Source organism: Pseudoduganella sp. OTU4001 (assembly GCF_038440195.1).
In the GTDB taxonomy this organism is placed as follows: Bacteria; Pseudomonadota; Gammaproteobacteria; order Burkholderiales; family Burkholderiaceae_D; genus Rugamonas.
Map to the genome: position 1 here is coordinate 16,550 of NZ_JASATG010000047.1, position 12,772 is coordinate 29,321.

Consider the following 12,772-nt stretch of genomic DNA (forward strand, 5'->3'; position numbering starts at 1 on the left):
CATGAAACTCTTGAGCAAAGACGAAGCAAAAAGCATCTGCGACAAAGTGATGGCCATGTCCAAGGCCGACGAATGCCGCATCAACTTGAGCGGCAGCCGCAAGGGCAATGTGCGCTACGCGAACAACAGCGTCTCCACCGCCGGCCAGATCGAAGACACCACCCTGGTGGTGAGCGTGGCCTTCGGCAAGAAGCAAGGCTCCGCCACCTGCAACCAGTTCGACGCCAAGTCGCTGGAAAACGCCGTGCGCCGCGCCGAGGAAATCGCGCGCCTGGCGCCGGAGAATCCGGAGTTCATGCCGGCCGTGGGCAAGCAGGACTTCAAGGCGACCAATACCTTCAGCCGCAATGCGGATGCCTTCAATCCGGATTACCGTGCTGACGTGGCTTTCGCCTCGATCGAAGCGGCCAAGAAAGCGGGCCTGCAGGCTGCGGGCTTCTTCAACGACAGCGTGGGTTTCGACTGCATCGCCAACTCGAACGGCGTGTTCGGCTTCCAGGAGCTGGCGGGCCTGAACTTCACCGTCACCACCCGCACCAATGATGGCCGTGGTTCGGGCTGGGTCAGCCGCGCCGCTTACGATCCGAAGGCTTTCGATCCGCGCGCCGCTTCCGATATCGCCATCGAGAAGGCGCTGCGCTCGGTGGATGCCAAGGCGCTGGAGCCGGGCCGCTACACCGTGGTCATGGAGCCTGCTGCGACCAACGACCTGCTGAACTTCATGTTCAATGCTTTCGACGCGCGTTCGGCAGACGAAGGCCGCAGCTTCCTGTCCAAGAAGGGCGGCGCCAACCGCCTGGGTGACAAGCTGTTCGACGAGCAGGTGAATATCTGGACCGACCCGTGGGATCCGAATGCACCGGTGCTGCCTTGGGACCAGGGTTCGATGCAGGCGCGTGCGCGCCGCGACCTGATCAAGAACGGTGTGATCACTTCGCTGGATTACAACCGCTTCTGGGCGCAGAAGCAGAACAAGGCGGCCACTCCGCCGGCGGGCAACATCATCATGGCGGGCGGCTCCAAGTCGACCGAGGAGCTGGTTGCCTCCACCAAGAAGGGCATCCTGGTGACCCGCACCTGGTATATCCGCATGGTGGATCCGCAATCGGTGGCGCTGACCGGCCTGACCCGCGATGGCACCTTCTACATCGAGAACGGCAAGGTCAAGCACCCGGTGAAGAACTTCCGCTTCAACGACAGCCCGGTGTCGATGCTGAACAACATTGATGAACTGGGACGTCCGGTGCTGATCGGCGACACCGATGCGCGTAAGCTGATGATTCCTTCGATGAAGGTGCGCGACTTCAACTTCACGTCGCTGTCCGACGCGGTTTAAGGAATGCCCGCTTACGATTTCTATTTCACCCGCCTGACTTACGAGTCGGGCGATTGGGATGTCGATATCCGGATGCCGAGCAACGTGCTCAACTCCCTGGTCGAATACACGACGCTGAAAGTTGACCCGGTTGAACGCATCGTCGCGCTGTCCGACCCCAAGATGCTGGAAGCCCCGTTCTGCTACCTGGCCGGCCACAAGCTGGTGCAATTCACCCCGGCGGAACGGAAAAACTTCGAGCGCTATGTGAAGGGCGGCGGCTTCGTTTTCATCGACGACTGCAACCACGACATCGACGGCCTGTTCGCGAAATCGTTTGAAGCGGAAGTGGCAAAGATTTTCGGCGGCAAAGCACTGCACAAGATCCCCAACAACCATCAGCTGTATTCGGCCTTCTTCAAATTCGACGGCCCGCCGAATACGTCGATGGAGTTGAATGGCTGGGGCGACGACCTGGTGCACGACTACCTGAAGGCAGTTGAATTCAACGGCCGCATCAGGATTTTGTATAGCAATAAGGACTATGGCTGCGAGTGGGACTATGACTTCCGCAACAAGCGCTGGCTGGCAATCGACAACACGCGCTTCGCAGTCAATATCATTCAATACGCGTTGGGAGCATGACCGTGGCTGAAAGCGGCTGGAGCGAGAACGAGATCGGCGTACTGCACGCCAAGGTGAAGGCCCTGAAGGCCAGCATGGGCAAGGTCATTATCGGCCAGGAAGAGGTGATCGATTCGCTGATCATCTGCCTGCTGGGCGGCGGCCATGCGCTGGTGGAGGGTGTTCCGGGGCTGGGCAAGACGCTGCTGGTCAAGTCGCTGGCGCAGGCGACCGACATGGAGTTCCGCCGCGTGCAGTTCACGCCGGACCTGATGCCGTCCGATATTGTCGGCACCGAGATCCTGGAAGAGGACCACGCTACCAAGAAGCGCGAGTTCCGCTTCCAGCAAGGGCCGGTGTTCACGCAGGTGCTGCTGGCGGACGAGATCAACCGCGCACCGCCGAAGACGCAATCGGCGCTGCTGGAGGCGATGCAGGAACGCTCGGTCACCTTCGCCGGCCAGACCCACAAGCTGCCGCGTCCATTCTTCGTGCTGGCGACGCAGAACCCGATCGAACAGGCGGGTACTTATCCGCTGCCGGAAGCGCAGCTGGACCGCTTCCTGCTGCATATCGACGTCGGCTATCCGACCGAGGATGAGGAGATCGCGATGGTGTCGGCCACCACGCATGCCGGCCTGAAAGATGCCGAGCCTGCGATGGATGTGGCGACCTTGCTGCGCTTGCAGGCACTGGTGCGCGATATTGAAATCGGCGAGCACTTGCTGCGCTATGCGACGCGCCTGGTGCGCGCTACCCGTCCGCGCGAAACCACGGTGGAGGCGGTGAAGAAGCATGTCGGCTGGGGTGCCGGACCGCGCGCGGGGCAGGCGCTGGTGCTGGCATCCAAGGCGCGTGCGCTGATGCAGGGCCGCCTGGCCGTGACGCGCGAGGATATCGGCCACATGCTGCTGCCGGTGCTGGCGCACCGCGTGCTGCGCAACTTCGAGGCGGAGGCGGACGGCATTGCCATCGCCGACATCCTGGCCGCGCTGCGCGACGCCATCAAACCCGAATAAGCAATGCTGGAAACACCTGCGCTGCTGGCGCACTCCGCAGACCTTGAGCTGGTGATCCGCCATGTGCTGGCGGGCCTCGGCCATGGCATCCATGCGGGCCGCGAACGCGGCGCCGGCGTTGAGTTCTCCGAGTACCGCGCCTATGCGCCAGGCGACGAATGGCGCCGCGTGGACTGGAAGCTGCTGGCGCGCGCCGACCGGTATTACGTGCGCGAAGCGGAGCGCGACAGCCATGTGGCGACCTGGCTGGTGCTGGATGCCAGTGCTTCGATGGCTGAACCAAGCCGCCGGGTGGATGGTTTGAGCAAGCATTGGTATGCGCGCACGGCGCTGGCCTGCGTGGCGGCGATTGCGCAGCGCCAGGGGGATGCGTTCGGGCTGCTGGTGCTGTCGGGGGGACGTATTGAATTCACGCCTGCTTCGCGCGGGCCGCGCCAGTTGCAGCGCGTGCTGGCGGCTTTGCAGCGCGCCACGCCGTCGGGCGAGCTGCCGGATGCGGAGACGCTGCGCGCCAGCCTGCATTTTGCGCGCTCGCAGAGCATGGTGTTTGCGGCGAGCGATGCGCTGGACTGGCCATCGCCGTTGAGCGAGGCGCTGGTGCGCCTGCGCCATATGCGGCACGATGTGCGCTTGCTGGCCTTGCGCACGGAGGCGGAGGTGGAGGCTGATTTCCCGGCCGGCCATGCTTACCGCGATCCGGAGGAGGGCGCGGGGCTGCACAGTTTCAGCCGCGCTGTCCGCGACGATTACCATATGGCGCTCGAAGCGCATTTCGAGGCTGTGCGTACTGCCTGCCGCCAGCATGACATTCCTTTGTGCGAGGCGCGCATTGAGCAGGCGCTGGGTGAGGTGCTGCGCGCCTGGCTGCGCAATCCGGAGGCGCGCCGGCCATGATGACCAGCATGCAGCCATTATGGTGGTTCGCGTTACCGGTGCTATTGCTGCCGGTGTGGTGGCATATGCGCAAGCGGGAACGCACGCGGACCGATCTTCTCGCCACTGCACGCTTCCTGCCGGCTGCGTTGCCGCAACAGCAGCGCGTGCTGCGTTGGGATGAGGTGCCGCTGTTGCTGGCGCGCCTGGCGCTGCTGGCTGTGCTGATTGCCTGGCTGGCAGTGCTGACCATGCCGTGGAAGGGCGATACGGTGTTTGTCGCCTCGGCTCTTGAGCGCTCGGCCTGGGCCGAGCAGCAAATCCAGTCCGCCAGCATGGGCGCGGCCGACCGCCAGCCCTTGCCTGCCGACGTATGGAACTGGCTGGCCCGCAACGAGCATGAATGGCGCCCGGGCGCGCGCTTCCTCATCCTCGCCCCCGCCGCCGCCATGCCCGCGCTCCCCCCGCGCCTCGCCCACGCCACCGACCTGCGCCTCGCCCCCGCGCCCACCGCCGCCGCCACGCCCGCCGCGCCACGAGAGCGCCACGTGGTCGTCGTGGCGCCTGCCGATCGGATGCCGCGCTGGCAAGCGCTGTTCGCCGCCTTCGGCACCGCAGCCGACGGCGCCAACCGCTATGTCATCGCCGACAAACCAACTCCAGAAACGGAACTGATCGTCTGGGACCGCCCGGACAGCGAGCCACCGCCCGCCTGGAAAGCCCCGCTCTGGTGGCGCACCACCACCGCCACCGGGCAAACGCAAACCCCGCAAGGCACCATCTGGACCGCCCAAAGCTGGCCGCTGCAAGACATCGACGCAGCCCGCGCGCTGTACGAGCGCTGGCAAGCCGCCACCGCCCGCCCAGCCCCCTACCCGCTGGAAGCGCAGCAATTCCCCGCCGCTCGCAAAGCGCCACTGCCCGCACCGCACGTGCGCTCGCCCGAATGGCTGGCGCTCGCCCTGCTGGCGCTGTTCGCAATAGAAAGGACCCTGACCCATGTCCGCCGCCACCGCTGACCATTTGGCCAGCGTGCGCCAGCGCATGCTGCAGGCCCTGATCCGCCGCCGCGCCGCCGGCTGGCTGCTGCCGCTGCTGCCGGCAGCAGCGCTGGCAAGCACCGCAGCGCTCCCGCCCACCGCCCCGCTGGCGCTGGCAGCGGCGGCCATGCTGTGGGCCGCCGCCGACTTCGCCCTCTGGCGCAAGCGCATCGACCAGCACCTGCCAGCCTGGCTGAACGACGCCATCCCGGAATTGGAAGACAGCAGCGCCATGCTGGCCGCCGCTCCCGACACGCCGCTGGGAACACTGCAGCGCAACCGCCTGCTGGCCCGTATCGACCAGGCCCTGGACGAGGAACGCCTGCGCGCCATCGCCAGCAATAAGGCCCGCTTCAACACCGTTCCCCTGGCATTGGCCGCAGTGGCGGCGGCCTGCGCCTGGGCTTACGCTGCGGCCCACTCGCCGCAGCGCATCGCCGCGCCGGGCGGCAGCGAAGCCACCAAGGCCGCCATCGCCAAAGCAGGCCTCAGCCTGCACGCGATCCCGCCTGCCTACACCGGAGCCAAGCCAAGCGAAGGCGCACCGCGCGACTTGCAAGTACCGCAGCACAGCAAATTGCGCTGGTGCGCCCATGGCGCCGACGCCACCATTGAGCTGAGCGACGGCCGCACGCTGCAGGCAGGCCAGGGCGCCTGCGAGGAACTGCTGGCCAGCGACTCCCTGTTCTGGCGCAGCCGCAAAGACCCGGGCCAGCGCTACACCATCCGCGTCACGCCCGACCAGGCGCCGCAGGTCGCCATCTCCGCGCCCAACGAATCCGTCACCATCCTCAAGCCGGATGCGCAAAGCGCCCAGATCACGGTCAGCGTCAGCGACGACTACGCGATCACCAAAGCAACGCTGCATATGACCCTGGCGCGCGGCAGCGGCGAGAACATCCGCTTCACCGACAAGGAAAGCCCGCTGCCGGCATCGGCTGACCCGCGCAAGCGCAGCTGGAGCAAACAGTGGATGTTTAAGGAGCTCGGCATGGAGCCCGGCGACGAGCTGTATTTCTTCGTGCGCGCCAGCGACAATGCTCCGGTACCGCACATCGCCCAATCGCCCACCTACACGCTGCGTCTGCCAGGTGCGCAGGGCGATGCGCAGGAATCGACAGCGCTGCCGTCGATGGTGAAGCAGGAGAACCTGCGCAGCCAGCGCCAGATCATTATCGACACCGAGCAGCTGGTGGCCGACATGCCGCGCATCGGCGCCACCGAACTGCGCGCCCGCAGTGAAAAGATTGCCGGCGACCAGGCAAAGCTGCGCCTGCGCTACGGCCAGTTCCTTGGCGAAGAGTCGTCGCTGTTCGGCGGCGATGAACACAGCGAGGGCGATGGCCATGAGCATGGCGGCGGCGCCGCGCCGGGCCCGGGCGGCTTTGGCACCGGCGACATCGCCGCGCAATTCGGCCATGCGCACGACCAGGAAGGCAACGCCACCATCTTCGACCCGGCCACCAAGGAGGTGCTGCGCCGTGCGCTGGCGGCGATGTGGGATGCCGAGAAACAGCTGCGCGCGATTGCGCCGAAACCGGCGTTGCCGCCGGAGTACAAGGCGCTGGGTGCGATCAAGGAATTGCAGCAGGCGGAACGAGTCTACCTGCACCGCACCGCTTTCGTGCCGCCGGCCATCAAGGAAGAAAAGCGCATGAGCGGCGACATGGCCGGCGCAGCCAGCTATCGCCGCGCGCAGGGCGCCGCCAGCGAATTGGTGCCGGTCGAGGTGCGCGAGCTGGTGCAGGCGCTGGGCGGCGATGCCGCACTGCCTGCGCTGTGGAGCAAGGCGGCGCGCGAAGCGGTGGCCGGTATCTCTGACGACGAACAGCGCCTGGCGGCGCAGGCGTCGGTGCAGGATGTGGCCGACGGCTGCCTGCCTTGCCGCGCCCAGCTGCGTGCATGGCTGCGGACCACCGTGCAGCAGCCTGCCGTGCTGCTGCAGGCGCGCCCGCAGGCGCAGACGCGCTTTGGCAAGGTATTGCAAGGGAAGGAAGCGCCGTGAACGTGGATATCAACCTGCTGTGCGGCGGCGCTGCCGTCGCCGGGGCGGCGAGTGCGCTGCTGTATGCGCGCCGCAAGCGCTGGCCGGAGACCGCGCTGGCGGCGCTGGCGGGTGTGTCGCTGGCAGCCTTGCTGGCGGCACCGGCCGCCCCAGGCGTCGCATCGGGACCGCTCATGCTGGACAGCGAGGCATGGATGTCACAGCCCGACACCGGCGGCGCGCGCGGCGATGCCGTTGCGGAAGTGGTGCCGGGCGACCGTCTGGCGACGGCACTGGCAGCACTGCCGGATGCAGCGGCGGTGGAAATACAGGGCCACGGCCTGCACCAAGCGCAATGGCGCGACGTTGCGCCGCGCAAGGTGCAGTGGCAGGCTGCAAAGGAAGGCTTGCTGTGGCTGGACTTCCCGCGTTCGCTGCCGCTGGGACGCAGCTTCGCGCTGACGGTGCGCCGCGGCGGCGCAGCACAAGCAGGCTGGCGCCTGCAGCTGCTGGCGGAGAACGGCCAAACCCTGGCCGAGACGCGCGCGGCACAGGCGGCCGACACGCTGACGGTGCAATGGCAGCCGCCAATGCCGGAATTGATGGTGCTGCAAGCGCGCCTGCTCGACCAGGACGGCAAGGCCATTGCCCAGGGGCCGGTGCCGCTGCGCGTGCTGGATGCCGTGCCGCTCCAGGTGCAGGGCCGTTTCGGCGCGCCATCGTTCGACACGCGTGCGCTGAACCAGCTGCTGACGGATTCGAACGCCATCCTCGACTGGCAGACCACGCTGGGCAAGTCGCTGACCCGCAGCGAGGAAGCCCGCGCTCCACTGACGCAGGCCAACGCGCTGATCGCCGACGCGGCGTGGCTGGAACGCGGCGGCCTGCGCGGCGCGCTGGCGCAGGTGGCGCAAGGCTTGCCGCTGCTGGTCCTGGGCGGCAATGCGGATGATGCGCCGCTGTGGCAGCGCGAGCTCGGCTTGCGGCTGGCTGCGCTGTCGGCGACCACCGAGCAGGAGGACGTACGCCACCTGGCGCTGGCCGGCGCGACGCTGGCCATGGCGCCTGGCGCGCAGCTGCCTGTCGCCGGCACTGGCGGCGGATGGCAGGTGGTGGCGCGCGACAAGGACGGCAAACCTTGGGCCTGGCAGCGCGACTGGCAGAAGGGACGCATCCTGTGGCTGGGTGTGCGCGACTGGCACCGCCAAGCAATCAGCGAGCCGGCAGCGCTGGGCGCCTGGTGGCAGCAGGTGATGGACCTGGCCACGCTGGGCAGCGAGCAGAAAGTGCGCTGGGTCGACAGCGAGGCGATGCCGCTGGCCGGGCTGCGCAGCGAAGTGTGCGCGCAAGGCGTAGCGACCGGCGGCGCAGTCAGCGTGGGCCAGCAAGTCCTGCGCTGGCAAGCGCGCAGCGAGCGTGCCGATGCCGCCTGCGTCGCCTGGTGGCCGCGCAAAACCGGCTGGGTCCCGCTCTCCAGCGGAGCGGAGCGCAGCGAGGTCTATGTGTTCGGCGCGCAGGACTGGCCGGCCTGGCAGGCTGCACTGCGCCATGACGCGACCGCGCGCTACGCAGCGCTGGCCGGACAGCCGGTCGCGCCGCCGCACGCCGCCGGCGCCAGCGGGCCGGCCGGTGCGCGGGCTGGAATGCTGCCGCGCTGGTTGCTTGCCATCGCGTTCGCCGCCAGCATGCTTGGGTTGTGGTGGCGCGAGCGCCAGAGCGGCGCCGAAATTCGCTAGCCGGGGTTTGAGGTTGATATACTGCTGAGTTAAACGAAAAATAATCGTTGTTGCGCTCTGATCAACCTAAACTACCTGAAAAACCATGAAAATTAGATCAATATTGCATTTTGTGCTAGCAAGCCTGGCCCTGCTGCTGACGGGCTGCGGCAGCATGGCGCCCGTGATGCCGATGCCGGTCATCCCGCCGCCACAAAAGAATCTGGTTGAGGCGCAGCTTGAATTCCGTGCTACCTCTAATCTGAGTGAAAATGCGGTGCAGCTGGGCACCCATAAGATCCGCCCCAGCAGCTCGATCGTGATCAACGTGCCGGACAACCTGTTCAACCAGGGTGATGGCCGTGCCAGCGCACAGGAATTCCAGACCAAGGACTTCTTCAACGACGCCGAACAGCAGATTGAAAGAGTCCTGATCACCAATGGCTTCCGTGTCCTGAGCCGTTCCAAATTCGAGGCCAAGCTGCGCACGCTGCGCGACGAGGCGCGCTGCAACCTGACGAATTACAGCTGCCTGTATTCGCAAGTGTCCGAAGACATGCGACCGATCCTGGACGACCTGACCAAGAAATTTGAACGCCAGCAGATCGATGGCACGGTGTACGCCGAAGAACTGAAGAAGTTCCGGGACAAATTCCAGACGTCGTCAACCGGCAAGAAGCGCGCGGAAGGCGATAAGGAGCTGACCGATATTTCGGAAGTGATCCGTGCTGCCGAAGCGGGCGATGTGCATGCCAACTATATTCTGCAGATCAACAAGTTCGAGACCGACCAGCGCATGCTGATCAAGGCCGATCTGAACCACAATGCCAAGATCCGCGATTTCGTGCGCAATAACCCGGAAATCAAGTCGGAGTTCGACCGTTCCCATGAAGTGTCTTGCGCAGCAGTGGGCGCTTCGCTGAACGCCAAACTGGTCGATGTCAAAACCGGTGAAATCGTCTGGATCGGCAACCATCAACTGAATGAATTCAGCTCCGGCGTGCACAAGGTCTCGTTTGAGCTGGGCAGCGAGAAATACGTCGCCAATGCGCGCCAGATCGAGCAGTTCGTCAACTTCCAGAACACCGAGGCGGCGCGCAAGGCGCGTGCCAGCCTGGAAGTGGCACCGCCGCCGCTGGACTACCGATCCAAGTTCATCGCGCCGGTCATTTCGTCCGGCCGCTGCGAGAAGTCGCCGTCCATCAGCAGCGAAGACCGTTCCAACCTGGTGCGCCAGGTCACGCGTGAGCTGATCAGCACCATCAAGGTCGATATGTAATCCCCGCGCCGGTCAGGCGTCCCATTCGCGGACGTAGGCCGGCGCTGCCGCCGCGCAGGCTGGATCCGGGCGCGGCGCAGTGCGTACCTGCAGCAGCGGCAGTTCACCGACCCACGCCGCAATCCCCATATCTTCCTCATCATCCTCCGGCCCACCGCTGCGCACCTTGCACGCCGCTTCGGACAGCGCGATGCGCAGCACCGTGGTGGCCGCATGCTCCTTGTCGTTGCCGCCGCGGACTTCCGCATTGCGGCCCGGCGCCAGATGGTCCATGAAAGCGTCCAGCGCGCGGCGCTGCTGCACCTCGTCCACCAGCTCGAAGCGGCCATAGATCATGACCGAGCGGTAGTTCATCGTATGGTTGAAGGCCGAACGCGCCAGCACCAGGCCGTCCAGGTGGGTGATGGTGACGCAGGCATCTTGCGCCAGCAGCTGCTTGACCATGCGGCTGCCGTTGGAGCCGTGGATGTACAGGTGTTCGCCCTCGCGCCAGCAGGCGGTCGGGATGCAGTGCGCGCCGTGCCCGTCGCTGAAGGCGATGTGGCAGATGTAGGCCGCGTCGACGATGGTGCGTACCAGCTCAGGTTCATAAACGGCATTGCCGGCGCCACGACGCACGCGGGTGCGGTCGGAAGGTGGATGTGATGTTTTCATGGCAACGGAATATAATCAGTTGATGGCCCCTGCAACAGATCCAGGGGCATGCAAAACCATGGAGCCACGTTTTGGATTACTCGCTGCTGATTTCGAACTTCACCGCCAGCCACGGCCACCACGGCTGGCCGCGCCAGCGCCTGCTGCATGAATGCCTGCGCGCCGCCATCCGCGACGGCACGCTGGCGCCGGGCACGCGCCTGGTGGCCACGCGCGCCCTGGCGACGGAACTGGGTGTGGCGCGCAACACCGTGCTGTATGCCTACGAGCAGCTGACCAGCGAAGGCTATGTGACGACCGACCGCAGTGGCACCGTGGTGGCGGCGCTGGCCTGCGAGCGGCGGCGCCAGGCCAGCGCCGAAGCCCCGCCCAAAGGCCTGTCGCAGCGCGCGCAGAACCTGCGCAACCACACCGTTTCGGCCGCCCTTGGCGCGCCCTTTGTGCCGGGCGTGCCCGACCTGCCCAGCTTCCCGATCGGCCTGTGGCGGCGCATGCTGGAACGCGCCTGGCGCACGCTGCCGACCGAGAAGCTGAATTACGGCGACCCGTGCGGCGAACCGGTGCTGCGCGAAGCCATTGCCGACTACCTGCGCGCTTCGCGCGGCGTGGTGTGCGAGCCGGCCCAGGTGTTCATCACCGACGGCAGCCAAAGCAGCCTTGACCTGTGCGGGCGCGCTTGCGCCGATGCCGGCGAAACCCTGTGGATGGAGAACCCCGGCTACGGCGGCGCGATGGCCGCCTTCCGCGCGGCCAGCCTGCAACTGGAACCGATCGAAGTCGACCAGGACGGCATCGCGCCGCGCGCCGAAGACTGGCTCGAGCGGCCGCCGCGCCTGATCTACACCACGCCCTCGCACCAGTACCCGACCGGCACTGTGCTGTCGCTGGCGCGCCGCCTGGCCCTGATCGAAGGCGCGCGCGCCTGCGGCGCCCTGATCATCGAAGACGATTACGACAGCGAATTCCGCCACGACGGCCCGCCGCTGGCGTCGATGCAGGGCCTGCAGCCGGACGCCCCGGTGCTGTATTGCGGCACCTTCAGCAAGACCATGTTCCCCGGCCTGCGCATCGGCTACCTGGTGGTGCCGCCCTGGCTGGTGCAGCCGCTGGCCACCATGCGCCAGCAGTCGGCTTCGCGCGGGCGCGCCGCCGACCAGCTGGCGCTGGCCGAATTCCTGCGCAGCGGGCAGTTTGCACTGCACCTGCGCCGCATGCGCCGCCTGTACAAGGATCGCCGCGACGCCCTGGTGCAGGCGCTGCATACCCACCTGGGCAGCATCGCCAGCGTGGAGGGCGCCTCGGCCGGCATGCACCTGTCGCTGCGCTGGCAGGACCCGCGCCTGTCGGACGTGGAGATCAGCCGCCGGGCGCGCGAGAGCGAAGGGATTGTTGTCAATCCGCTCAGCGTGCACGCGGTGGCGGGGCACAGCGCATGGCATGGGCTGGCGCTGGGATACGGCCAGGTGGCGCCGGAGCAGATGGATGGCCTGGTGCGGCGGCTGGCAGGTGTTGTACACCACGCAGCGTATGAAAATTTCCACCGAAAGTTCAAATAGTTGATTAATCCGCGCCGCCAGTTGTTTTTAGAATGAACTAAATCTGGCCTGACCAGATGTAGTGAATAACAAAACCAATACTGGGGCGCAATGAATCAGCATTTCCTGAAGCTGCGGCAGCATTACAAAGCCGACATGATGGCGCGCTACGCCGTCGATGAAAAACTTTTTGACGAAACCAGCCAGTGTATTGCGCCACTGGCCGTGCCGTTTGCGGCGCGCCGCGGCGAGCTGCTGCAGCGCGTGGGCCAGAGCTCGCGCGAGGTGTTCTGGCTGACCGGCGGCGTGGCCCGCGTGGGCTATGTGAGCGAGAGCGGCAACGAAGTGACGATGCGCTTCGCCACCGAAGGCCATATCTCGAACGCTTATGAAGACCTGCTGGAGTTCCGTGGCGACCAGCCGTCGCGCTCCTTCATCGTGGCCGAGACCTCGGTGCAGGGCTTCCGTTTCGACTGGGAGCAGATGACCATTGCGCGCGGCCAGCACCCGGTGCTGACGGCGTACATGACGCGCATGCTGGAGTTTGCGGTATGCAGCCAGGCGCGCCGCTTCGTCACGCACACCGCTTCCAGCGCGGAAGAGCGCCTGGCCAATTTCAGGGGGGAATATCCGAACCTGGAGCGCCGCATCTCGCAAAAGGTGCTGGCGTCCTACCTGCAGATTACGCCGGCCTACCTGTCGCAGCTGATGCGCCGCGAACAGGAAGCCGCTTA

General features: G+C 66.1%; 11 protein-coding genes. 10 read left to right on the plus strand and 1 reads right to left on the minus strand.

What is annotated here, in order from left to right; genetic code table 11:
* Position 1: 1 nt before the first annotated feature.
* The 8 genes from AAHE99_RS25085 (at position 2) to AAHE99_RS25120 (ending at position 9,849) form a co-directional block, all read left to right on the plus strand.
* Complete coding sequence (locus AAHE99_RS25085) at positions 2-1,336, plus strand: TldD/PmbA family protein (RefSeq protein WP_342120581.1); 1,335 nt, start codon at positions 2-4, stop codon at positions 1,334-1,336.
* Positions 1,337-1,339: 3 nt separating this feature from the next.
* Positions 1,340-1,960, plus strand: a complete 621-nt coding sequence (locus AAHE99_RS25090; RefSeq protein ID WP_342120583.1) for a DUF4159 domain-containing protein — start codon at positions 1,340-1,342, stop codon at positions 1,958-1,960.
* Positions 1,957-2,958 carry an AAA family ATPase gene (locus tag AAHE99_RS25095; protein ID WP_342120585.1) on the plus strand — a complete coding sequence of 334 codons (1,002 nt, stop codon included), beginning with the start codon at positions 1,957-1,959 and terminating at the stop codon, positions 2,956-2,958. Before AAHE99_RS25090 ends, AAHE99_RS25095 begins: the two co-directional genes overlap by 4 nt.
* A 3-nt stretch (positions 2,959-2,961) precedes the next feature.
* Positions 2,962-3,852: a DUF58 domain-containing protein gene (locus AAHE99_RS25100; RefSeq protein ID WP_342120586.1), complete on the plus strand. Its 891-nt coding sequence runs from the start codon at positions 2,962-2,964 to the stop codon at positions 3,850-3,852.
* Positions 3,849-4,850: a hypothetical protein gene (locus tag AAHE99_RS25105; RefSeq protein ID WP_342120587.1), complete on the plus strand. Its 1,002-nt coding sequence runs from the start codon at positions 3,849-3,851 to the stop codon at positions 4,848-4,850. Before AAHE99_RS25100 ends, AAHE99_RS25105 begins: the two co-directional genes overlap by 4 nt.
* Entirely contained in the window at positions 4,831-6,876 is a 2,046-nt protein-coding gene (locus AAHE99_RS25110) for a hypothetical protein (protein WP_342120588.1), read from the plus strand. Before AAHE99_RS25105 ends, AAHE99_RS25110 begins: the two co-directional genes overlap by 20 nt.
* Entirely contained in the window at positions 6,873-8,591 is a 1,719-nt protein-coding gene (locus tag AAHE99_RS25115) for a hypothetical protein (RefSeq protein ID WP_342120590.1), read from the plus strand. Before AAHE99_RS25110 ends, AAHE99_RS25115 begins: the two co-directional genes overlap by 4 nt.
* A 112-nt stretch (positions 8,592-8,703) precedes the next feature.
* Entirely contained in the window at positions 8,704-9,849 is a 1,146-nt protein-coding gene (locus AAHE99_RS25120) for a hypothetical protein (protein ID WP_342120591.1), read from the plus strand.
* Positions 9,850-9,861: 12 nt separating this feature from the next.
* Here AAHE99_RS25120 and AAHE99_RS25125 read toward each other — a convergent pair whose 3' ends face one another.
* A complete protein-coding gene (locus AAHE99_RS25125; RefSeq protein WP_342120592.1) occupies positions 9,862-10,503 on the minus strand; it encodes a pyridoxamine 5'-phosphate oxidase family protein in 642 nt (213 codons plus the stop codon).
* A 71-nt stretch (positions 10,504-10,574) separates the two neighbouring features.
* Between AAHE99_RS25125 and pdxR the strand changes: the two genes are divergently transcribed.
* Positions 10,575-12,059 (plus strand): MocR-like pyridoxine biosynthesis transcription factor PdxR, encoded by a 1,485-nt coding sequence (gene pdxR / locus AAHE99_RS25130; protein WP_342120593.1) that lies wholly within the window; start codon positions 10,575-10,577, stop codon positions 12,057-12,059.
* 90 nt (positions 12,060-12,149) lie between these two features.
* The coding region (locus AAHE99_RS25135) for a Crp/Fnr family transcriptional regulator (RefSeq protein ID WP_342120594.1) at positions 12,150-12,772 on the plus strand (623 nt) is incomplete at its 3' end.

What these genes read in the sequence shown, in the direction of transcription:
- AAHE99_RS25110 (WP_342120588.1), top strand. Translation starts at nt 4,831, where the DNA reads ATGTCCGCCGCCACCGCTGACCATTTGGCCAGCGTGCGCCAGCGCATG.
- AAHE99_RS25085 (WP_342120581.1), top strand. Translation starts at nt 2, where the DNA reads ATGAAACTCTTGAGCAAAGACGAAGCAAAAAGCATCTGCGACAAAGTG.
- AAHE99_RS25100 (WP_342120586.1), top strand. Translation starts at nt 2,962, where the DNA reads ATGCTGGAAACACCTGCGCTGCTGGCGCACTCCGCAGACCTTGAGCTG.
- AAHE99_RS25105 (WP_342120587.1), top strand. Translation starts at nt 3,849, where the DNA reads ATGATGACCAGCATGCAGCCATTATGGTGGTTCGCGTTACCGGTGCTA.
- AAHE99_RS25095 (WP_342120585.1), top strand. Translation starts at nt 1,957, where the DNA reads ATGACCGTGGCTGAAAGCGGCTGGAGCGAGAACGAGATCGGCGTACTG.
- AAHE99_RS25125 (WP_342120592.1), bottom strand. Translation starts at nt 10,503, where the DNA reads ATGAAAACATCACATCCACCTTCCGACCGCACCCGCGTGCGTCGTGGC.
- AAHE99_RS25090 (WP_342120583.1), top strand. Translation starts at nt 1,340, where the DNA reads ATGCCCGCTTACGATTTCTATTTCACCCGCCTGACTTACGAGTCGGGC.